Source organism: Psychrobacillus sp. 05T411 (assembly GCF_056396485.1).
This window is the reverse complement of sequence record NZ_JBFTLO010000012.1, coordinates 79,746-102,414: the sequence shown is the minus strand read 5'-3', so window position 1 is coordinate 102,414 and position 22,669 is coordinate 79,746. Positions and strand designations below refer to the sequence as shown.

Genomic DNA, 22,669 nt, shown 5'->3' with positions numbered 1-22,669 from the left:
TTTGAACTTTTAAGAAACACAGGCAAGAAGGAAGACATCATCTTGCGATTTGCATACCCTATCTTGCGATTCCCCGATACGTTGCGGCCTTTATTACTTAATCAGTAATTCCCCATCTTCTAGCGAGGCAACTACTGTTCCACCTGGAAGTACTGTACCGCCGATCAACAGTTTTGCTACTGCTGTTTCTAAATGCCGTTGGATGAAACGTTTCAATGGTCTTGCACCAAATGCGGCGTCTGTACCTTCTTTTACAATCCACTTAATGACCGAGTCGTCCACTTGTAACTTGATTTCTTGCTCAAGCAAACGATTTTGCAGCTGTTTTACATACTTTTCTGCAATTTTCTCAAAATGATGTGTAGTGAGTGAATGGAACATAATAATATCATCCATCCGATTTAATAATTCTGGTTTGAAATGTTCTCGCAAGGCAGCCATTACCAATGCTTCTTCCTCTTCACCAACCACACCTGTTGTATTTGCTAAAAATTGTGAGCCAATATTGGAAGTTAAAATTACAATCGTATTTGTAAAGTTTACGATTCGTCCCTGGCTATCTGTAATTCGTCCATCATCCATTAATTGCAATAAAATATTCGCAACATCTGGATGTGCTTTTTCAATCTCGTCCAGTAGAACAACCGAGTATGGATTTCTACGCACCGCTTCGGTTAATTGTCCACCCTCTTCGTAGCCAATGTAGCCAGGAGGTGCACCAACCAGTCGTGAAACACTATGTTTTTCCATATATTCCGACATATCGATACGGATAAAATGCTCTTCCGAATCAAATAAGTTAGCAGCAAGTGATTTTGCAAGCTCCGTTTTCCCTACACCAGTTGGCCCTAAAAATAAGAAGGAACCGATTGGTTTATGTGGATCTTTGATGCCTGCTCTTGCACGCCAAACTGCTTCTGTTACTAATTGAACAGCTTTGTCTTGACCTACTACTCTTTCAGCTAGCGTTTCATTTAAACGGAGCAGTTTTTCACGTTCTCCTTCTACAAGCTTCGTCACCGGAATTCCTGTCCATCTAGAAACGATCGAAGCAATTTCTTCTGCTGTTACTTCTTCTCGTAGTAATCTAGTGCTTGAGTCTTCATTTACTTGTTCCTCGTATGCATGTAATTCCTTTTCTAATGTCGGAATTTTCCCATGGCGGAGTTCTGCCGCTTTGTTTAAATCATATTTATTTTCCGCTTCTTCTAATTCTCTACGATAACGGTCCAATTCTTCTCGTTTTTGTTGAATAAATTGAATGGACTCTTTTTCTTCCGTCCATTTGTTACGCATTTCACTTGAAGATTGTTCCAGTTCTTTTAAGTCTTCACGCAAAATTTCTAAGCGTTTTTGACTTGCAGCATCTTTTTCTTTCATCAGCGCTTGCTCTTCAATTTGTAATTGCATCATTTTTCTCGTTACTTCATCTAGCTCTTGTGGCATTGAATCAATTTCTGTTCGAATCATGGCGCAAGCTTCATCTACAAGGTCAATTGCTTTATCTGGTAAAAAACGTTCCGTAATATATCGATTCGATAGTTCCGCCGCAGCTACGATTGCACGGTCATGAATACGCACACCATGATGCAATTCAAAACGTTCTTTTAATCCACGTAAAATAGATACTGTATCCTCTACAGATGGTTCGCGAACTAATACTTGTTGGAATCGTCTTTCAAGCGCTGGATCTTTTTCGATATACATGCGATATTCATCTAATGTCGTAGCTCCGATACAATGCAGTTCACCGCGGGCAAGCATCGGTTTTAACATATTACCGGCATCCATGGCACCGTCCGTTTTACCAGCCCCGACAATTGTATGAATTTCGTCGATGAATAAAATAATTTGCCCTTCACTATCTTTTACTTGCTTTAAGACAGCTTGCAAACGCTCTTCAAATTCTCCGCGATATTTCGCACCAGCAATAAGGGAGCTCATATCTAGCTCAAAAATTTCTTTTTCTTTTAATCCTTCTGGTACATCTTTTCGGACAATACGTTGTGCGAGTCCTTCTACAATTGCCGTTTTCCCAACACCTGGTTCTCCTATTAACACTGGATTATTTTTCGTTTTTCTAGATAATATTCGAATAACGTCTCTTATTTCTTGGTCTCGTCCAATAACTGGATCCATTTTTCCTTCCTTCACTGCAGTAACTAGGTTACGTCCGTACGTTTCTAAAGGCGTTTTTTCATCTTGTTGTTTCATTTGCATAACCAAACATCTCCTTCTTGAAATTGTTTGACCTTCTTTGACTAATGTAATTATAATATCATTTCATGGAATTTGTAAAGAAAACTGATTTTACCGGCGTATAACTGTACAATTATGATATCATGTCGATATAGAAGGAAAGGTTGTGAGATTTATGAGCGAGGATTCTTCTTTTATTGGAATTAATACATTATTCGAACGATATGGTTCTATAATAAAAATTGGAAAAAATAAGCCAGTTTTCGAAGAGGGCGAACGTTCAGAGGATGTCTACCTTATCCAGTCCGGTTCCGTTCGTATTAGTAAAGATACAGAAAGTGGTCAAGTTTTAACCATTCGAATTGCTGGTCCCAATACGTATATAGGTGAAACTTCTGTCTTTTGCGAAGTCATGTATCATTCGGTTTCGGCGCATGCAAATGAACCGGTACATTTAATAACCTTCCCTCAAAATCTGTTAGAGAAACATCTTACTTCCTCCCCACAGTTAATGATGGAATGGATGAAGATTATCCAAACACATAACCTGAAAAATGAAACTCGCTTCCGAGATTTATTATTACATGGAAAAAAAGGGGCACTCTATTCAACCTTAATACGTTTGACGAATACGTACGGCATGAAACAAGCAGATGGAAGTATAATGATCGATTATGCTTTGACCAATCAAGAATTAGCGAACTTTTGTGCAACAAGTAGAGAAGTAATCAATCGAATGCTGAATGATTTGAAAAAGCTTGCTGTCATTTCTTTTGATAAAGGCATTTTTACAATCCATGATTTGGAGTTTTTACGCACCGAAATAGAATGCGACAATTGTCCATTACATATTTGTCGTATAGATTAGTTTTGGCATTMTTCATGCTTTGGCATTTGAGGAGTGCTTTTTGTTTTGGGGTTGGTTGCTCTCACTGGACAATTGGTTGCTTTCACTTCCGGGCTGGTTGCTTTCGGCGGTGAATTGGTTGCTCTTCCTACGAAACTGGTTGCTTTCAACTCGATTTGGGTTCCCATTGCCACTTATTTCCTCCTAGGCTACATCTTGCTGGTAATCTCACTTGAACAGTACTTGTTATATTGAAATTGGTTGCTCTCACTGGACAATTGGTTGCTTTCACCACCGAGCTGGTTGCTTTCGGTGGTTGATTGGTTGCTCTCCCTATCAAACTGGTTGCCTTCAACCCGATTTGGGTTCCCATTGCCACTTATTTCCTCCTAGGCTACATCTTGCTGGTTATCTCACTTGAACAGTACTTGTTATATTGAAATTGGTTGCTCTCCCTGGACAATTGGTTGCTTTCACTTCCTAGCTGGTTGCTTTCGGTGGTGAATTGGTTGCTCTTCCTACGAAACTGGTTGCTTTCAACTCGATTTGGGTGCCCTTTTCCATTTATTCCCTCAAACGATGCAGTTTTCACGCAAAAAAACGCAAAGCAATCTACTAAATGCTTTGCGTTTTTCTATTTATCTAATACCAAGAGCAATTTTTGCGTATCTTGACATATTTTCTCTTGACCATGGTGGATTGAAGACGATGTTTACTTCAGTTTCTTTTACTTCTGGTAATTCTCCAAGTGCCGTTTTCACTTGGTCTACAATCATTGGTCCCATTGGGCAACCGATGGAAGTTAGCGTCATTGTAACGTTTGCCGTACCTTCATCCGTTAAATCTACATCATATACTAAACCTAAATTGACAATATCAACGCCTAACTCAGGGTCAATCACATTTTCGAGTGCAGCCATCATGCTGTCTTTCATATCTTGATCCATTTAAAATCCTCCTTTATTGCTTTCATTCATCATAACAAACTAGTCTGCTTATGCCAAACTGTTTGCAATCCATTTGGTTGCTGCTAACATTCCTTTGCGTGATACGGCATGTCCTGCTGACTTTTCTTTTATAAATTCAATCGATTGATTCCCATATTCTTCTTCGAATGTTTTAATAAATTGTGCGGTAGGTGTAAAAGGTACCACTGGATCCTTTTCCCCGTGCCAGAAAAATAGTGGCTTATCTTTTAGTTTTTCCATTTGGTTTGATGCGTCGAACGTAGCTAACGTGTCGAGCATATTTTTTCGTTCTTCTGCATTTAATGGTATTTGAAAGCCTTTTTGTTCTATTTGTTCCATCTGTGCTTTCGCCAGCTCCACATAACCTGGTGTTCCCATTAGAATAACTGCAGCATCTATCCAAGAATATGCAGTTAAGCAGCCAAGTGTTGTAATACCGCCCATCGACGTACCGGCAATCCCGATTTTCTGATTCATTAGATAGCCGCGTTTTACTAGTTCTTCTTTTAAAATGCCTACTTCTTCTATGGAAGTTAATACCGTTTCCCAAAAACGCAGACTGATCTCGACTTGGTCCAATTGCTCATCTCGTTCTCCGTGCAGGTGGGCATCCGGTAAAATGACACGACATCCATCGTGCACTAGTTGATAGGCATAATGGAGATTATGTTCTTTAGCACTTTCAAAACCGTGTAGAAAAAGAACGATTGGTGCATTATTTTGCGTTTCTTCATAAAAAATATGTAATATAGGAATATTCCGCCATGATTCTTGTTGTACAATCATTTACTTCCCCCGCCTTTTTGTTTATATTATTATTTTAACAAAGCAATTCAATATTTACAAAAAGCTTAAACTATACATTTTGACCTTCTTCAGTGAACACGATACACTTTATATAAGAATAGAAGGGAGTTTTTCAATTGCAACGTCATTTAATCGTATTAGATTTAGATGGAACTTTATTAACAGATGAAAAGGTTATTTCAAACAAGACGAAAAATACACTTCTTCAAGCGAAAGAAGAAGGACATGAAGTCATGATAGCAACTGGAAGACCGTATAGATCGAGTGAAATGTATTATAAAGAGCTTGGTTTAACTACACCAATTGTCAATTTTAATGGAGCCTTTGTACACCATCCTATGAATTCGTCGTGGCAAACTGTACATAAACCAATCGAATTGAAAGTTGTAAAAGAAGTAGTGGAAGCTGTCGAGGAATACTCTATTAAAAATATGCTTGCCGAAGTGCTCGATGATGTCTATCTCCATTATCATGATGAACAAATGATGTCCGCATTTGCATTAGGTAATCCGAGCATTACGACTGGTGATTTACGTACATTCTTAAAAAAAGACCCTACCAGTTTACTTATTCATGCAGAAGATGATTCGGTCGATTTAGTGCGCAAACATTTACGTGATGTCCACGCTGAAGTGATTGATCATCGTAGATGGGGTGCGCCGTGGGATGTGATCGAAATTGTTCGCCACGGGTTAAATAAAGCGGTTGGCCTATCTCATGTTTCCTCTTATTTGAACATACCGCAAGATCGAATTATCGCATTCGGGGATGAAGACAATGATTTGGAAATGATTGAGTATGCGGGAGTTGGGGTTGCCATGGGAAATGCCATCAAACCATTGCAAAATATTGCCAACGAAATAACGAAAACAAACAATGAAGATGGTATTGCTGATTTCTTAATAGAGAGATTAAAGTTAAAACAAAGTATAGGGGGATAAAAGATGAAACTATTTGCGGATAGTGCCAGTGATTTACCTAAATCATTTTATGAAACACACCAAGTAGAATTATTCCCACTGCGAGTGCATATTGGGGAGCAAGAATACGAAGACATTGTTGGAATTGATTCGAAACAGGTGTATGAGGAGATTCGAAAAGGTGCCCATCCAAAGACTTCACAAGCTTCACCGGAAAACTTTTTGCGAGTGTTTGAGGAATTAGCTAAATCCGGAGAAGAAGGATTGTATATTGCCTTTTCTTCCGCGCTTTCCGGAACGTATAGCACTGCAGTAATGATGCGTGAACAGGTAATGGAAACCTATCCCGATTTAAAGTTAACAATTATTGACTCTAAATGTGCATCTTTAGGTTATGGGTTGCTTGTAAAAGAGGCAGTTCGTTTAAAAGAACTAGGTCTTGATTTACAAACGATGGAAGAAAAAATTAGATTTCAAGCCGAGCATATGGAACATCTCTTTACCGTGGAAGATTTGGATTATTTAGCACAGGGCGGTAGAGTTTCCAAAGCCAGTGCTTTTATCGGCGGTTTGCTTAATATTAAGCCCCTTCTTCATGTGGAAGATGGGAAACTAGTGCCTATTGAAAAAATTCGTGGGCGTAAAAAAGTGATCAAGCGAATGATTGATGTGATGGAAGAACGCGGCCAACGTCTGGACGAGCAAATCGTTGCGATTAGCCACGGGGACGATGAAGAAACAGCGCTTGCCCTAAAACAAATGATTGAAGAAAAGTTTCATCCGAAAAGTATTGAAATTTACATGATTGGGTCTACAATTGCTGCGCATACGGGACCCGGCACATTGGCATTATTCTTTTTAAATAAAGTAGATTAAAAGATAAAAAACTGCTGCCTATGTCCAAAGCAAATGGACTTAGTACAGCAGTTTTTTTATTATTTGTTAGCCTCTTCGTTTCTTCGTTGCTTTCCTTTTCTCCACACGATTACTAAAAAGCCAAGGAACAATACATACGATAATACCATTGCAAAAATATAACCTTTATTTAATCCGGTACGATCTGTTATTTGATACACTTCTACAATTTCCCGATCTAATACTAATCTATATTCCCCATTATCATCTGCTCGAACAATATCCGATTCGAACAAGCCGCGTAGCTCTTTATCTTCACCAACTACGTCACTCGTTAAATCGATTCGCTTTGTTTCACTTGTGTTATTAATCACGACGATAAATTGTTCGTCCTCTGAAAAACGTTTAAAAACGATATAGCCATTCTCATTTTCTAATAATTCTGTTTCGCCCGTGCGCATTGTTTCGGATTTATTGCGAATGGAGTTAATATCTTTAATATATTCGATTAGCTCTTCGTCCACACGGAAATTCATGACTTGATGGCTTTCCTGCGCATTTTGTCCGTTCATGGCAATTTCTGTACCATATGTCATATATGGTACACCAGGCATTGTAAACATTGCACCTAGTGCCGTTTTGATGCGAGTAGGTGGGAACATATTCTCCAGCGCACTATAGTAAGTGAATCTCTCCGTCTTTAAATCATCAAATAGTAATAAATCATTCTCGGCGGTTGACACAATGCTTTCTGTTGATAAATCTGTATTTTTGAAAGCATCTCTAAAATCCACAAGTAAATCATCTGAATACTTTACATCAAAACTTGCATCGGATTCTTCGAGTGCAATCACATACATGGGATCACGCACTTCTTTTACGCTTGCGATTAAATCGTTGATGAATGAAATTGGCGCTCCGTCTAATGTAGATAGTTTCACACCATCGATTTCATATGTATTTGCAAACTCGACCAATGTATCTGTAAGAGCTTGTTGGACCTCTGCATTTGTTAAATCTAATGTAAGTACATCATTTTCCGTACTCTGAATCCAGTCTGTTTCTGCATTCCATACGTGATTGACGCTATAATCATTTAGCGGAAATTCAATCATAATCTTTAAATTCTGTTTATGCGCTTCGCTTATTAGCTGCTGAAATTCTTCGGGTGTACCGAAGCGTTTTTCTAGTTTATTAAAATCTAAAATGCGCTTCCCATCGTACGTTTCGGTTGCAAATACCGGTCCGATGGAGATTGTTGTAAATCCCATATCATTTATATGGTCCATTTTCTCAATGATTCCTAAAAAGTCACCACCAGCAAATGCATTTGGATCTTTTGCGTTTACATCGTAGTCATTGGAAATTACTTTATTAAAATAACGATCCACATATAAATCGTAAATACTTTCGTTATGTATAGAAGCGCTTGTTTCAGCATTAGTTGGTTGAGTCGATGTGATCCAAAGTCCACTGACTAGTATACCAGTCATTAGCCACTTATTAAATTTCAAGGTAAATCCTCCTCTATCTAGGAAAGAGCATATTTTTTATTAAAACAGGTCATTGTTATTTTATCAAAGCTCTTTCGTAATCGCCATCGTTTCGGCACGAAAGCCCTAAAAACAGCCGATAATTCGTCCAAACTGTGACATAAGCTAGAATTATTCTAGCAATTTTCGTTAGTTGGAAAACTAACATTCATAACAAAAACCACCAATCATTTTGGTGGTTTAGTGTTAGGAAGAATATGATGATGTAAGGCATCTTCTTCTGAGATTTTCGCTTGTATACGCGAGATCATAATAGAAGTAACAACAAAAATAATCATCAATACAAGGACAAAAATTAATAATGATATTCCCATCGTTTGCTTAAGCTAAGAAATTGATGTTCATTGGTAATTTGAATCCTAGGAAAAGTGTGATGAAGAAGAAAATGAAAAATAATACAACAAACATTGTAAAAGGTTTTCCTTTTTTCTTTTTCACTAAAGACATTTCCATCATTCCAATGACTAAAATTCCCGCTAAGAATTTCAATCCGTACAGCATTCCTTGGCCGTAATCCATGCCTTTCATAAATAAAGCGATTCCCGTAATAATGATTAAAATATAAAATAATCGTAAAATCATATGCACTACTTTTGGATTTCTTATTGCTAATGCTACAAAGAACAAAATGATCGCAACTACCCAAGTTGTAATGTGTAAATGTGGCGATGCTAAAAATTCCATTTTTTTCACCTCTAGAGTTTAATCAAATTCGCCTTGGCTTATTTGCATCCAGATTTTATCGAGATAGCTCGATAGGTTCCTTTAAAAATCTGTGGCATCCGCCGGAGGCATTAACTTTTTTCATCTTGGGTTTTCCCAAGAAGAATAAAGTTGTCATTTATATTCTACCATTAAATGAAATATATTACTCAAATTTATTGACCAAAGTACCGATTCCTTCAATGGAAACCTTCACAATATCGCCGGATTTTATAAACTTAGGCGGATTGAATCCTTTTCCTACACCAGCAGGAGTTCCAGTTAGGATGACATCTCCTGGCTCTAATGTAACCGATTTAGAAATTTCCGCTATGATTTGCTCAACCGGAAAAACCATGTCAGAAGTTTGACCATTTTGGCGAATTTCATCGTTTACTTTTGTTACGACCGTAAGTTCTTGCGGATGAGGCAATTCATCTTTTGTCACAATATAAGGACCCATAGGGCAAGAGCCTTCTAAACTTTTTCCTAAGAAATATTGTTGATGTTTTGATTGCAAATCTCTAGCCGTTAGATCATTTGCTATCGTATATCCGAACACGTAATCATATGCAAGTTTAGATGGAATGCCTTTTCCTTTTTTACCAATGACAATCGCTAATTCCCCTTCATAGTCATAAGCATCTGTTTTATCTGCATGAACTGAAAGAGTTTGTTCATCTGCTGCTATAGAAGTTGGTGACTTTGTGAACACAACAAAGTCTTGCGCTACGCCACCCATTTCTTTTGCATGATCCGCATAATTTTTTCCAACAGCCATTATATTTTTCGGTGTGCGAGGTATTGGAGATAACCATTCTATTTCAGTGAATTGTCTTTTAAACGTATTTGCATGTTCATCTTTCAAAGCAGCTTCCACTAGTTTACGAATTTGTTCGATGAAATCCATACCTAATCCAACACCTTCTACGATAGTAGACGGGAAATTAGGTAACACTTGAAGCGTCTCTTGAATACTTAATACATCCCATACTGCTTCTTCTTTTTTCACTTTTGGTCCGAAGTAAATTTTATCATTTAAACGGTATGATAATAGCTTCATCGTCTCGACACTCCTTCAAGTAGTTTAATAGCTTATTCTTAGTCTATTACAAGTTGGCTTCATTTTCATCTTTTTTCGACAAATTATTTTGATAAGTCAGTTTTCTCCACAATACTTCTACAGGTCCTTGTTTAAATTTCATAAACCAGATTTCCGCAAAGACTAGTTGAAGCACGTAAATACCTACTGCCATCCACGTTCCTGTGCGAATATCGATTTTTCCGTATAAGCCAAAACCATATGCATAAAAAATGGTTGTTGCAATAATCGATTGCATCAAATAGATAGTCATCGACATACGACCGGCTTTTGCCACTGGAGAAAGCAATTTTTGCATGAACGGAATGGTACACACAAGTGCGAGAATACCTGCATAAGCGATTGCTTGAAGTGGTCCCCCAAATGTATCTTGTACCGACATCGTAAGGAGATTTGGCTCTGTGAGATAAGGTAGCCACTTAATAGCCGTCCCAGCTCCGAGCCCTACTATAATGGCGATAATCCAAAAGACTTTCAATTCCCGAGCACGTTCGATTAACTTTATCTTGGCCGCTGCTGCTCCGAGCATTAAAAATGGCAAAATAGTGATTAAAATTATTAGGACTACTGCCCCTTTGCCGTTCATAAAAAGCCAGTCATCTAGTCGTTGTGAGAAAATATCTCCCCAAGAACCAAGTGAATAAGCAAGAATCGATGACTCAATCTTTTGAATACCTGTAAAAATAATTAAACTATCTGGCTCCAATTTTCCCATTAAATACAATAACCCAGTTAACAGTCCGTTAGGTATTAAAAATAATAGCGCACTTATTAATACTAACCACAACGGCTTTAAACGAATCATTAATAATAAAAAGAACCCGGCAATGGCATACGTGATCAATATATCTCCAGACCAAATAAGAAATGCATGAATACACCCGATTATTAGTAATATGGACAATCGACGAACGGCTAGCTTACTAAAAGAAGTACCTTTCTCTTGCGACTTCATAAACTGCATGGCAAGTCCGTAGCCAAAAAGCATGGAAAACAGCGGATATACGCTCCCTTGCACGAAAATGTCAATGCCCTTATGCGTTTCATAATCCCCTGGAACTTGATACCAAGTATATGGATTTACATAAATATAAGGACTATGAAAAAACAACATATTGACGACAAAAATGCCTAGTAGCGCAAATCCTCTCATCACGTCAATTGAAATAATTCTTTCTTTCTCCCCCACTGGACGAATCAACAACCTAATTGCCTCCTAATATCGAAACCGTTTTGTTTATATCAAATAAATAAAGTATCTTTTCTTTAATCTCCACTTGCATAATGGATTCAATTGCTTGCGCGTAAATAGATAATTGAATGGCATAACGATTTTTCATTTCTTTTTGTAATAATGCTTCTTTGTTTACGAAATGCCCAACACGATCTGTTTTATAATCTAGTAAAACCCAGCGTCCGTCATCCTCCAAAAATAGACAGTCGACAACCCCTTGAATAATTTGTTTATCCCCGTCCTGATCTTCCATGGCATAGGTAAATGGGAATTCTCGCATCACTTCTTTTGCAGCACCTAGTCTTTCTGCAATTTCCGAATGGAAAAACGGCACTATTTTTTCTKGATTAATCGCTGCTTGCTCCGCTTTTGTTAAAATCTCTCGTTGGTAAAGCTCATTTGCGAATGCCTGTACTTGTTCGGCTGTTTTTACTTCCTTCAAATCGACGTTTTGCATGAAGGCATGGACGGCTGTTCCGACTTCTGCTCCTGTTAGTTTCGCTTCTTGTTGTAAAAAGAACGGACGCTTGGCAACTCTTGATTGACCATTCTCAAGTTTGTCCTGCTCAAAATAGGCATCATCTTCTCTTGCCATCAGCAGCTGTATTTTTTTCATTTCGCTAACACTTTGTTTCGATCGTTTCTGTGTGGAAAGCGCAAAAGGATATTCCGTGTCAAAACGTGCTTTCACTTGAGCTAATACAGTCGTTTTTTTCACGTCGATCAATTGGTCGATAGATTTCTTTTCTTTCACTTCTGTTTCAGTCTGCAGTTTCAGCTCAGCGACACATTTTGCAACAATTCGCCATTTCGAATCGCTTTCGACAATATTTGCTTCGATGACCTCTGCAAGTTGCTCATAATCTGCATGTCTTGCAATTGCTGGTCCTATCCAGTCTAAATAACTTTTTGCTTTGGCGCGAACATATTCCGGAAGCATTTCATCCGGTAAAAGTGCTTGCGCGTCTTCCCATTTAGCCAGTGTCTTAGCCAAATCTTTAATAGAAGCTGTGAGGTATAAATATTCCTTCGCTCTCGTCATCGCTACGTATAAGACTCGCATTTCTTCCGCTTTTAACTCCATTTGTTTCTTTTCTTTCATGGATAAAAACGGCAAAGAGGTAAACGATATTCGCTTTTCTGGATCGATGGCTTTGACCGCAAGTCCGAATGATTGGTCAAATAAATATGGTTCATTGAAATCCATTTGGTTAAATGGTCTGCCCATTCCTGCTAAAAATACAACTGGGAATTCCAATCCTTTGGAAGCATGAATCGTCATAAGCCGCACAACATTTTCTTTCTCACTCATCGCACGTGCGGCTCCTAAATCATCCCCTCGTCTTCGCATCCGCTCGATAAATCGTAAGAAGCGGAACAACCCACGAAAAGACGTTTTTTCATATTCCACCGCACGATCATGTAAAATGCGTAAATTCGCTTGCTTTTGCATTCCATTTGGCATAGAACCAACCATTTCGTAATAATGCGTATCCAAATAAATTCGCCAAATCAAATCCGCAAGAGAACCTCTTCTACTCATATTCCGCCAATCCTCAAACTGCAGCAAAAATCGTTGTAATTTCTCCGCAGTTTCTGCTGAAATCCCAGCACCAGCAGTAGCTACAAATACTTTCAGCGCTTCATAAAAAGGCTCTTTCGGTGCAGCAAGACGAATGATTGCAAGTTCTGATTCAGTCAGTCCTACAAAAGGGGCACGAAGCACCGATGCTAGTGATATATCTTGATACGGGTTATCAATTGTTCGAAGTGTATGGAGCATGATAAGCACTTCGATTGCTTCAAAATACCCTTTTGATAGCTCTGCATATAAAGGAATACCTGCTTCTTTAAATTGATCTGTCACTTCTTGTGACCAAGTCATCGAGCGCATTAATATGACCATATCGCTATACGCAACAGGGCGACTTGCTTTTTTCCAAGGGTCATATACTGTTGCTCCAGAATCCGTCATTTCATTTATTTTAGAAATAATATATCGAGCTTCTGCTTGTGATTTTTTTAACTCTTCCTCGGCATTTACCATGTCGTCTTCTTCTGATGCTTCTATGCTTCCATCTTCCACTTCATATAAAAGGGCTAGCTCGACTGGTGCGATTGCTTCGTTATATGGTGCTTGCGGCTTTAAAGAAGCGTCCTCGTCGTAATTTATTTCTCCTACATTTTCCCCCATTATTTGTTGGAAAATGTAGTTTGTCGCATGTAGCACTTCTTTGCGGCTACGGAAGTTTGCATTCAGATCAATTTTCACGCCAGCATCTTTTGGCATGTCGTTAAATGCAAGATATTTCCCTAGAAATAGCATCGGCTCTGCTAAGCGAAAACGATAGATGGATTGTTTGACGTCCCCAACCATAAACATATTACCTGTTCGTTCGTCGCCGCTTTTCACTAATTGCAAAATCGTTTCTTGTAGCAAATTGACATCTTGGTATTCATCCGTCAGCACTTCTTTGAATCTTGCCTGGTATTCTTTTGCAATTTCAGATGGCACTAGTTGCCCATGTTCATCGCGTTCGGTTAATATGTCTAGCGCATAATGCTCTAGGTCTGAAAAATCGACTAACCCTTTATCGTTTTTGACAGCGGTATATCGTTCTCCATATGTAATGGCAAGTTCAACTAACGTTTGTAATTGTGGGGCCATCAGTCTCATTTCTTCGAGTAAACGTTCGGGCGTTCTCGTGAAATAATTGTCTTTTAAATCATTTATTATTTTCTTTACTTTCGTTCGTTTAGCTGTTGCTTGTTTTTTCAAAGCTTCATCACAGGAATCTTTTTTTATCGAAGCAGCTTTCACCCATGACAGACTCCCAAAATAATGAAATGCATCTTGCCAAGAACTCATCTTCATCAGGCGAATGGCTTCCCCAATCATTTCCTGATCTTTTATAGCAGTCTCAGCAAGAGGAGCGGGACCATTTGGCATATTGGCTAACTTCCGAATTTCTTCGGCTACTGCTATCGCTTCCTCCAAATGATGAATGATTGCAAGTTTCAATGGTTCGATAAAGGAAAGTTCATCTATCGTCATATCTTCCCCTAATATATATGCTTGAGGAATCGCCAGTAACCACTTTTTCGGTTCTGGATGTACCCTGGCATAGGTATATAACTTTTCAATCATCGTCTCAATCGATTGATCGTCCCTGTCCGATGTGAAACTGTCTGATAGTCTATACATGGCTTCCGGGTTTTCTACTTCATATGCTTCTTCTAACACTTCTGCTAAAATATCATCTCGAATAAGTGCTGCTTCTGCTTCATTTGCAATACGGAATCCAGGATCGATCGTGAGCATATAGGAATATTGCTTGACAATATTTAAGCAAAATGAATGAAGCGTTGATATTTGTGCCTTGCTTAAAAGGCTTAATTGCTTGCGTAAATGTGTAGAGGTGGGGTCGAGTGCGATTGCTTTTTCTAGTGCTTCTCCCATTCGGTGACGCATTTCCGCGGCAGATGCATTTGTAAATGTTACGACTAATAACTCATCGACGTTAATCGGATTTTCTTTGGCGATTACTTTTTGGATGAGACGGTCGATGAGGACAGCCGTTTTCCCCGAGCCCGCTGCCGCGGATACGAGAACATCTGAACCGCTTGCCCAAATGGCTTTCCACTGAGCAGGTGTCCATGTTAGCTCCTCTGGCATATTAGGAATGTTCATCTGTACCGATCTCCTTTCGAATTTTTTCCGTCACTATATCTGGTTGCTCTATTTTTAAATTACGTACAGGTTGCGCCGGATCTTGTGGGTCAAATTGGCAAACACTTCGATAGGCGCAATAGGTACATGGCATTTTGTCTTTCAGGCGATACGGATAAACACGCGTATCTCCTGCATTCATCCCGTTACCAGCTTGTTCATGTCTTTTACGGACAAACGATTGAAGAAGTTTCATCTGTTCCGGCTCTACTACTTTAGAAGACGATTTGGACAAGTTCCCATCTTTATTCATTCGCACTGGAATGATTTTGGAAAATCCTTCGATTTGTTCGTCCATTTCCATAATCACTTCTGGATCATCTAGTAATAAACCATTCATCTTATACGATTTATAAATCTCTTCTTGCAGTTCTTCGTCATTCATTTCCTTTTGCGTCTTAATGAAAGGATTATGCATATGCACGTATAAAACCCCTGCTGGCTCTGCCTTTTCATGTAGCCAAATATCCGCATTTTCAATCGCAACATCTAAATAAGTGAGCATTTGAAGCGACAGTCCGTAATACACTTCGTTCAAATCAATGCCTTTACGAGAAGATTTATAATCGACAATCCGAACGAATAGATTGCCATTTACATTGGATGCATCTACTCGGTCGATTCTTCCACGTAATTGCATTTTTCGTCCACGTTTTAAAGGAATTTCTAATGCAGGTAGATCTTCCCCTGGACCAAAACCAGCTTCGATTGCGATTGGTACAAAAGTAGATACTTTAGAATGTTTGCTTAGTGCGTAAAGGGTGGATGCCACAATTTGCTCTAATTTACGCTGAATATATCGATAACGATTGGTACTTAATAGTAGTTGATGCACAAATACTGGCACAATTTGATCGACTGCTTGTTTTGCAAGTGCCCCGCATTGCTCCCTGGACAGATCACCCCATGTTAAACCAAGTCTTGCAGTTTCGTCTGCTATCCATTTCAAAGCAGCATGGAATAGATCCCCTATTGCCGGAGCTTCTAGGCGATATTCCGCTCGTTCTTCTAACTTCAAGCCATATGCCGCGTAATGAGCAAATGGACAGCTATAATATCGTTCTACACGAGAAACACTGGAAATCATCGTTTCTCCGTATAAAGCGGATGTTATTTCTTGTGGGAGTCTTTCTGTTTCATTGCCAACTATTAAAGGTTTCACCACACGTTTTAAAATAGTGGACCAATATGGATCGTCCAAATAATAATGATAGACTGACTGCCAAACTTCTGGTAACTCCCCAGTTTCTATTGCTTTTCGAAGCTGCATGACAACATATGGCAATGTTGTTCTTGGATGACTAATGGATTGGAGATCGAGTGCTATATCCACGTGATCAGTTGGATCCATTACGGCAAACTCTACCTCTACACCCGTGACCATTTGTTGGAGTTTTTTAATATACATGGATGGGAGCAGTGCTTTTCCTTCACTATCTGCAATTGGATATGAAACCGCTAAATAATGGGATGCAGTCACGAATGCTTTATATACTAAATAATTTTCATCAAGCAAGCGCATTTTCGATGTTGGCGCTAACTCGAATCCTACTTGTGAAAACCATTCACGTTCCGTATCAGACAGCAAGCCTTCATGATCCATTCGTTTTGGAAATACACCGTCATTTACTCCGATAACAAACACGGCTTTTATATTCGTTAAACGCGCAATATCGACATTTGCAACGGTTACTTGGTCGATTGTTGGTGGGATTCGTGAAAATGCTAGCTGATCATATCCTTCATCTAATATTTTCGCCGCTTCTTCGACAGTCATCTCTTTTTCGCCAAACATTAAGACGAATTGGTCGAGTACATTCACCCACTCATTCCAAGCTTGTTCATGCTCTGTTGCAAGCAGTAATTGACCACTTTCTTCTTCTGCCTGCTTCAATACTTGCAGTTTCTCATAAACTTGGAGCGACTCCATAAACGTAAATATTGCAGTTGCGATTTCCAAGCCTGTTTTACTTTTTGCAAAGGTGTCCGCCAGTATTTTTAAAGGCCCGACGACTATATCACGGGCTCCATGCAAATCAGCTTGCACACTTAATTCCTCGTCGGTTTGCACTTTCGAATAAAATTCCAAGCCGCGATATTTTTTATATACCCATCTGCGCTTATCAAACCATCTATCCCCATAAATACCAAATGACAGAACAAAATTTTCAAGTCGATCAGTCCGTTCTCTCCACTTACTTTTGGAAGCATTTAAGGGGAAAAATAAATCGGTCTTAATCGCTCGAAACACCGGTTCATACTTCCAACCAGTTCTAATAACTTCTAGAACCGTTCTACTTAACTCGATTAATGGATGATGCAGCATCGATTTTTTTTGACTAATAAAGACAGGAATATCATATTGCGGGAAAATCGTTTCGATTAGTCCCTCATAGCTTTCCGCATCCCGGTGCAAAATGGCCATTTCATTATAACGGATCTCTTTTTCTTGCATCATTTCTCTTATTTGTCTTGCTACGGCATGAATTTCTGCGCGTTTATTGGCTGCTTCTGTTATGCGCAATTTACCTTCTGTTTTTATCTCTTCCGGTGGTAGCTGATCAAAATTTGCTTCGATATGGGCAAGTTCTCTCGACACAAATCGTTTTTGCTCCCCTTGGTTCACCATTTCTTCTATTTCCACTTGCTCCGCTTGTGCCATTTCTATTAATCTGACGCAAGTATTTGCAGGCTGGTAAAACAAGGACTGCTCATCTTGTGCATCCGCAAGTGTCTCCATCGGCAGCGCGATTGTAAGTCGCTTTACTTGCTTCATTAACGCTTGAATAATTTCTAATTCTCTCGTTGTAAAGGATGTGAAACCATCGATATAGAGTTCTGTTTTTGCAAGCAAGCTAGAGTCTTTTATTTTCAAGGCAAGTAAAGTTAGATAGCCCTCCCCGTCAATATAACTTGTCCCTAGTTTTTGCTCCATCAGATCGAGCATGAGCATAAGGTCCTCTGACTTATCGATTAGTGTTTTAGGTGCTTGGACCGCTTCTAATTGATTTAAGGCATTTGCCATTGTGGCGTGATCTAAACAGTATCGACTGAATTCCTTCATGAGTACTTCTATTTGATCGGTAAATCCGCGTTTTGTTGCGGCTCTATTAAATAGAGTGAATTCATCTTTATGATCTTCCAGTAAGCTTCGGATAAGCATGCGATATCCGAATCCACTGATTTCTTCTTTGGCAATGCCGCCCGTTTCTTGTAAGACACGCCAAGCTAATCGTTTAAATGTCGTCACTTGCGCACGTATTAACCCTGATAGACCCGCTCCAGCAGCCAGGTCATATTCACTGGAGAAGGACATTTGGTCGGGCACAATATAAAATAACGGGTCCCCAAGTGGGTTTTGTTGTAATGTATGTATGATTTCTTGTTGCATCATTGTAGTCTTCCCTGTTCCTGATCTTCCACTAATGATTCGTAATGACATTAGAACCAAACTCCTTTCTTGAAAAGCGCAAGCGCCTTGTTAGAGGAATACAGTCTAAATGCGCGACATCGTGTCGCAACGACTGCATGACCAGCATCGTGCTGGCCTCCGACAGGCAAATGGGGATGTTGTAGGTCTGCAAAGTGCGCCACATCCTGTGGCAAAGCAGACATGACCCGCATCGTGCGGGCCCAGTAGGCAGCTCCTCAGCCACCACAGCTTTTTCACATTTGACCCCGAGGGGCAAGGTGCTGGAGCTAGACATAGAAAAAATCCGAATAACCCCTTTACTCTATTGTACAAAACATCCAATAGGGAAGGAAATTATTCGGAACGAAAATTCATGGTAATATCGGAAATTGGCCAGTAGATTAGCTTTACTTCTCCAATGACTTGCTTTTTATCAACAAAATGAAAATAACGACTATCTAAACTGGATATCCGATTATCGCCTAAAACGAATAACTTACCAGGTGGAACGGTTTTACTACCAGTCAGCTCAAGTAAATCGAAATCCTCTGTAAAATTTGATTCGGGATTCATATAAGGTTCATATGACCTTAAAAACAGCTCTTCCACTTTTTTATTGTTAATGAACAATTCATCGTTTTCATAGCTAATCGTATCTCCGGGCAACCCAATAACACGTTTTACATAATCCTCTTTTTCATCGCTATGAAAAATAACAATATCCATTCGATGAATCGGTGATACTTTACTAATCATGACGTGATCATTGTTATGAAGTGTTGGCATCATCGACTCTCCAACCACTTCATAATTTGTTGCTATAAACGATCGAACGAATAAAACAACTACAATTCCAATGACTAAAGCGATAAGCCATTCTATTATTTCCTTTTTCGTTTTACTCAAGCTTATCTCCTTTCTTTACTCGTTTTTCTATCTTTATTGAATCCATGTAAATCTTCCTCTACCTTTTTTTCGATCCGTTTCTCTATCCTTTTTCCGACAAACCATAGGATGATAATAATCAAGACCACAATCGCCGTTCGAATTGGTTGGGTAATAAGTGCTTTAATATCCGAACCAATAAAACTAACGATGAAAATCATAATGAGCTTTCCAAGGGTAACCGTCCATAAATATGTCTTCTTTTTCATATTGGAAAGACCTGCAACAATATTCACAAGTGCAGAGGGAGTAAATGGAAAACAAATGAGTAAAAAAAGCGGCCCAAATCCGTTCCTCTCTACCCATAATATTAATTTTTGGATCTTTTCATGTCTTGTTATGAAACCAAGCACACGCGCTCGTCCATATTTTCGAATAACTAAAAAGACTGTATATGCCCCAAGTACCGAACCAGCCCAGGAAAGTAAAAATCCAAAGAGCAACCCATAGGCCGTTACATTCGCCACTATAAACACAATTAAAGGTAAAAACGGTAAAAAAGCTTCTAAAAAAGGCAAAAGGATACCGATTATCGGCCCAAGTGCCCTATAATCTTGCGTCAAACCTGTAAATGTATCCATTGAAAACCAATCAAACATGTTGCTCTCCTCCAAGATATGTATGTTTATACTATTCCCATATTTCATATTCATAAAACTATTCGGTTATAGTATAATTTGTCTATTATGATTTTTTAGGTGGTGACAAATAATTGAATAATAATTTTGTTTTAGGATTGAAATCTGGGTTGAGTATTGCAATCGGATATTTCCCAGTCGCTTTAACATTCGGCTTACTGGCCAAAACATCAGGGTTATCCATATGGGAAGCTACTGCGATGAGTATTTTCGTTTATGCGGGAGCATCACAATACATGTCTTTAACACTAATTTCAAAAGGGGTTGACCCTATTTTAATCGTTTTAAATACATTTGTCCTTAATATTCGCCACTTCTTAATGACGGCTGCACTCAATGAAAAGATGCAGAGCGAAAAAAGATGGATAAAAGGAATTTATGCTTTTGGCATTACAGATGAATCTTTTTCTGTCCTCGCAACGAGAAAAGAGGACAAGATTGCCACGTCCTTTGCATTCGGTGTCGCTTTTATCGCCTATAGTAGTTGGGTAATTTTCACTGCAGTTGGACATGTAATCGGCGCAAATCTACCACAATTTTTACAAGCGGCGATGTCCATTGCCTTATATGCGATGTTTGTAGGCTTACTCGTACCATCTATGCGTGGCAATCGAAAAGTGGTCATGCTTGCATTGATTGCCGCTGTTATTAATGGATTTTTCTTTTGGTCTGGTATTTTATCAACAGGATGGTCTATTTTAGTTGCGACTTTAGCATCCTCTATTTTTGTGGAAATTATTTATGTACGTCGTGGTAAAAGTTTACCGAAAGGAGCTTAACAAAATGGGAGCATGGTATTGGTGGACTTTACTTGGCATGGCGGTCGTTACGTATATTCCAAGAGCGATTCCACTTACTTTTTTAGAAGGAAAAGAATTGCCGCCAGTTGTTTCTGGTGTTTTGCGCAATATTCCATTCGCTGTTTTAGGTGCATTGATATTCCCGGCCATTTTATATGTCCAAGAAGGGAATTTATTGTTTGGAATAATCGGGACAATCGTAGCTTTTACTTTGGCCATTCTGTTTTCTAATGTGATGGTCGTTGTTTTAGGGACAATTGGGGTTTTAGCTGTTTATAGTTTGATATTTTGATTGGTGATTACATAATGTTGCGGTTTTGAGGATGGATCTTGCGATTTGCATGGGGTATCTTGCGATTCTGAGCACCTATCTTGCGATTCACCTGGATTTTGCGATTTCGAGAGTGGTTCTTGCGATTTGCAGGGTCTATCTTGCGATTCCGGAGTCCTATCTTGCGATTCTGGAGTCTTATCTTGCGATTTGATTAGCCTATTTCTTTTCCTCACAAAAAATTCCGCCTCATTCAGAGACGGAATTTTTCTTTGGTTTTTTATTTTTAGTAGAGTACCAAAATCCTACAGTTAGTGATGCTGCATCTAGTATATAAATCCACCATCTATGTGTATACCCTGCTTGTACAGAAGCGGCAAATAATGCGACCGTAAGTATGAGTGCCACATAACGATTAAATGTAATGCGTGTAAAAAGAACAACAAGTAATGCAGGGGCAAAAATGGCAAGTATTATTTGCGTTGATAAAGATAATGTTTCCATAAATTCTCCTACCTTACTAAAATAAGCCCTAATCGATAATGATCATGTCTAAACAAAATATGTTGACGTAAGCGGAGCTCGCCGTTGAAATCCAATATCTCTAAGCGGCAGTGTGCTGCATTTATTTGTATCGCTTCGTATAATTCTTGTTCGCTGGCCACTTTTTGTCCATTCACTTTCACAATACGTTCTCCGATAAGAAGCCCCATTTTTTCTGCTGGAGAATCGGAAAGCACTGCTGCTATCATAACACCATCTGACTGTGGAGACACCGCAAACGATCCGGAAGTCTCTTTCTTATATTCTAAATAGGTAATAAGTAATCTAGCTACTACCCCAAGTGCAATCGCAATTACACTGATTAGAGGCATGACATAACCAACCGCCCCAATGATTGTCACGATAATTCCGAGCTGCCAAACTTTTTTCCCGTACTTTTTGAAAAAATGCACCGTTAATGTATGTCTACTTTTCTGCTGAAATCCAATTACAAAAGGAAAAAGCATCAGTGAAAACGTAGATTCTCCTAACGGGAATTGCGGCCAATACGGAATATATGAACTAATCACATCACCTGGCACAACGAGTAAAATCGGTAATAACCATAGTCGTTTCGTTACATATTCCATTGCTTCAATTCCGCGGGCGGTAGTTACTAAGCGCGGGGAAGCATGATTTGCACCGTGCTTTTGAATGAGCGCCCCTTCTGCAATTAGTAACAATCCTGCTAAAATTGCGATCGGGACAATTGCCTTACTCATTATATTAAATCCAGTTAAATTCCATGATAATATGTTGAATGACCAATCGTATAAATCAATTACATACAACGTTGCTACGCTTAAAGCAATTGCGAAAATAGCAGAACCAACTTGATACATAAACAATAAAACAATCAAAATCATCCACGCACTAAATATGTATATCCAGGAAGTTTGGAGTACAAGTCCAATACCGACGCTAAGGACTGATAAAATGATTGCCCATAAGTATCCATCGACCACAAGTCGCTTTGCTTCTGTCCATCCCCACAAAATTCTTGTTCTTAACTGTCTTCTTTCCCGCTTTACACGGAAATAGCCAATTAAAACAGAGAAAAGGATCGTAATATATACTGCTGGATGAAGGAAAAACCGTCCGATTCCTTTAGCCAATTCGATTAATATTTCCTCTACCATACGC

19 protein-coding genes are annotated in these 22,669 nt (G+C 39.0%); 5 read left to right on the top strand and 14 right to left on the bottom strand.

Annotation, left to right across the window (positions count from 1 at the left end; genetic code table 11):
• Window positions 1-93 precede the first annotated feature (93 nt).
• A complete protein-coding gene (locus tag AC1DFT_RS11990) occupies window positions 94-2,220 on the bottom strand; it encodes an ATP-dependent Clp protease ATP-binding subunit (protein WP_478158982.1) in 2,127 nt (708 codons plus the stop codon).
• A 154-nt stretch (window positions 2,221-2,374) separates the two neighbouring features.
• On the opposite strand from AC1DFT_RS11990, the gene AC1DFT_RS11985 reads away from it, so the two are divergent.
• Window positions 2,375-3,067 carry a Crp/Fnr family transcriptional regulator gene (locus AC1DFT_RS11985; RefSeq protein WP_478159000.1) on the top strand — a complete coding sequence of 231 codons (693 nt, stop codon included), beginning with the start codon at window positions 2,375-2,377 and terminating at the stop codon, window positions 3,065-3,067.
• Here the strand turns inward: AC1DFT_RS11985 and AC1DFT_RS11980 are convergent.
• From AC1DFT_RS11980 to AC1DFT_RS11970, 3 genes are all read right to left on the bottom strand, one after another.
• Window positions 3,064-3,240 (bottom strand): hypothetical protein, encoded by a 177-nt coding sequence (locus AC1DFT_RS11980; RefSeq protein ID WP_478158981.1) that lies wholly within the window; start codon window positions 3,238-3,240, stop codon window positions 3,064-3,066. The genes AC1DFT_RS11985 and AC1DFT_RS11980 overlap by 4 nt on opposite strands.
• A gap of 444 nt (window positions 3,241-3,684) precedes the next feature.
• Window positions 3,685-3,993, bottom strand: coding sequence for a metal-sulfur cluster assembly factor (locus AC1DFT_RS11975; protein WP_478158980.1), 309 nt, complete (start codon window positions 3,991-3,993; stop codon window positions 3,685-3,687).
• 48 nt (window positions 3,994-4,041) lie between these two features.
• Complete coding sequence (locus AC1DFT_RS11970; protein WP_478158979.1) at window positions 4,042-4,800, bottom strand: prolyl oligopeptidase family serine peptidase; 759 nt, start codon at window positions 4,798-4,800, stop codon at window positions 4,042-4,044.
• A 137-nt stretch (window positions 4,801-4,937) separates the two neighbouring features.
• Between AC1DFT_RS11970 and AC1DFT_RS11965 the strand changes: the two genes are divergently transcribed.
• Together AC1DFT_RS11965 and AC1DFT_RS11960 are read left to right on the top strand one after the other, a co-directional pair.
• Entirely contained in the window at window positions 4,938-5,762 is an 825-nt protein-coding gene (locus tag AC1DFT_RS11965) for a Cof-type HAD-IIB family hydrolase (RefSeq protein WP_478158978.1), read from the top strand.
• Between the two features lie 3 nt (window positions 5,763-5,765).
• Window positions 5,766-6,617, top strand: coding sequence for a DegV family protein (locus tag AC1DFT_RS11960; protein ID WP_478158977.1), 852 nt, complete (start codon window positions 5,766-5,768; stop codon window positions 6,615-6,617).
• A 59-nt stretch (window positions 6,618-6,676) separates the two neighbouring features.
• Here AC1DFT_RS11960 and AC1DFT_RS11955 read toward each other — a convergent pair whose 3' ends face one another.
• The 8 genes from AC1DFT_RS11955 to AC1DFT_RS11920 form a co-directional block, all read right to left on the bottom strand.
• Window positions 6,677-8,110, bottom strand: coding sequence for an alpha-amylase family glycosyl hydrolase (locus tag AC1DFT_RS11955; RefSeq protein WP_478158976.1), 1,434 nt, complete (start codon window positions 8,108-8,110; stop codon window positions 6,677-6,679).
• Window positions 8,111-8,470: 360 nt separating this feature from the next.
• Window positions 8,471-8,833, bottom strand: coding sequence for a YisL family protein (locus tag AC1DFT_RS11950; RefSeq protein ID WP_478158975.1), 363 nt, complete (start codon window positions 8,831-8,833; stop codon window positions 8,471-8,473).
• 184 nt (window positions 8,834-9,017) lie between these two features.
• The gene (locus tag AC1DFT_RS11945; protein WP_478158974.1) at window positions 9,018-9,914 is read right to left on the bottom strand and encodes a fumarylacetoacetate hydrolase family protein; all 897 of its coding nucleotides are present in this window, start codon (window positions 9,912-9,914) and stop codon (window positions 9,018-9,020) included.
• Window positions 9,915-9,960: 46 nt separating this feature from the next.
• The gene (locus tag AC1DFT_RS11940) at window positions 9,961-11,157 is read right to left on the bottom strand and encodes a DUF418 domain-containing protein (RefSeq protein WP_478158973.1); all 1,197 of its coding nucleotides are present in this window, start codon (window positions 11,155-11,157) and stop codon (window positions 9,961-9,963) included.
• A gap of 1 nt (window position 11,158) precedes the next feature.
• Window positions 11,159-14,878, bottom strand: a complete 3,720-nt coding sequence (gene addA / locus AC1DFT_RS11935; protein WP_478158972.1) for a helicase-exonuclease AddAB subunit AddA — start codon at window positions 14,876-14,878, stop codon at window positions 11,159-11,161.
• Window positions 14,865-18,359: a helicase-exonuclease AddAB subunit AddB gene (gene addB, locus AC1DFT_RS11930; protein WP_478158971.1), complete on the bottom strand. Its 3,495-nt coding sequence runs from the start codon at window positions 18,357-18,359 to the stop codon at window positions 14,865-14,867. The genes addA and addB overlap by 14 nt, the downstream gene beginning before the upstream one ends.
• Before the next feature lie 324 nt (window positions 18,360-18,683).
• The gene (lepB, locus tag AC1DFT_RS11925) at window positions 18,684-19,235 is read right to left on the bottom strand and encodes a signal peptidase I (RefSeq protein ID WP_478158970.1); all 552 of its coding nucleotides are present in this window, start codon (window positions 19,233-19,235) and stop codon (window positions 18,684-18,686) included.
• Between the two features lie 2 nt (window positions 19,236-19,237).
• A complete protein-coding gene (locus AC1DFT_RS11920) occupies window positions 19,238-19,873 on the bottom strand; it encodes a TVP38/TMEM64 family protein (protein ID WP_478158969.1) in 636 nt (211 codons plus the stop codon).
• Window positions 19,874-19,986: 113 nt separating this feature from the next.
• Between AC1DFT_RS11920 and AC1DFT_RS11915 the strand changes: the two genes are divergently transcribed.
• Window positions 19,987-20,691: an AzlC family ABC transporter permease gene (locus AC1DFT_RS11915; protein WP_478158968.1), complete on the top strand. Its 705-nt coding sequence runs from the start codon at window positions 19,987-19,989 to the stop codon at window positions 20,689-20,691.
• Between the two features lie 4 nt (window positions 20,692-20,695).
• Window positions 20,696-21,004 carry an AzlD domain-containing protein gene (locus tag AC1DFT_RS11910; protein WP_478158967.1) on the top strand — a complete coding sequence of 103 codons (309 nt, stop codon included), beginning with the start codon at window positions 20,696-20,698 and terminating at the stop codon, window positions 21,002-21,004.
• 228 nt (window positions 21,005-21,232) lie between these two features.
• Here the strand turns inward: AC1DFT_RS11910 and AC1DFT_RS11905 are convergent, their stop codons facing one another.
• Window positions 21,233-21,487, bottom strand: a complete 255-nt coding sequence (locus tag AC1DFT_RS11905; RefSeq protein WP_478158966.1) for a CsbA family protein — start codon at window positions 21,485-21,487, stop codon at window positions 21,233-21,235.
• Between the two features lie 8 nt (window positions 21,488-21,495).
• Entirely contained in the window at window positions 21,496-22,665 is a 1,170-nt protein-coding gene (locus AC1DFT_RS11900) for a PDZ domain-containing protein (RefSeq protein ID WP_478158965.1), read from the bottom strand.
• Window positions 22,666-22,669: the final 4 nt, after the last annotated feature.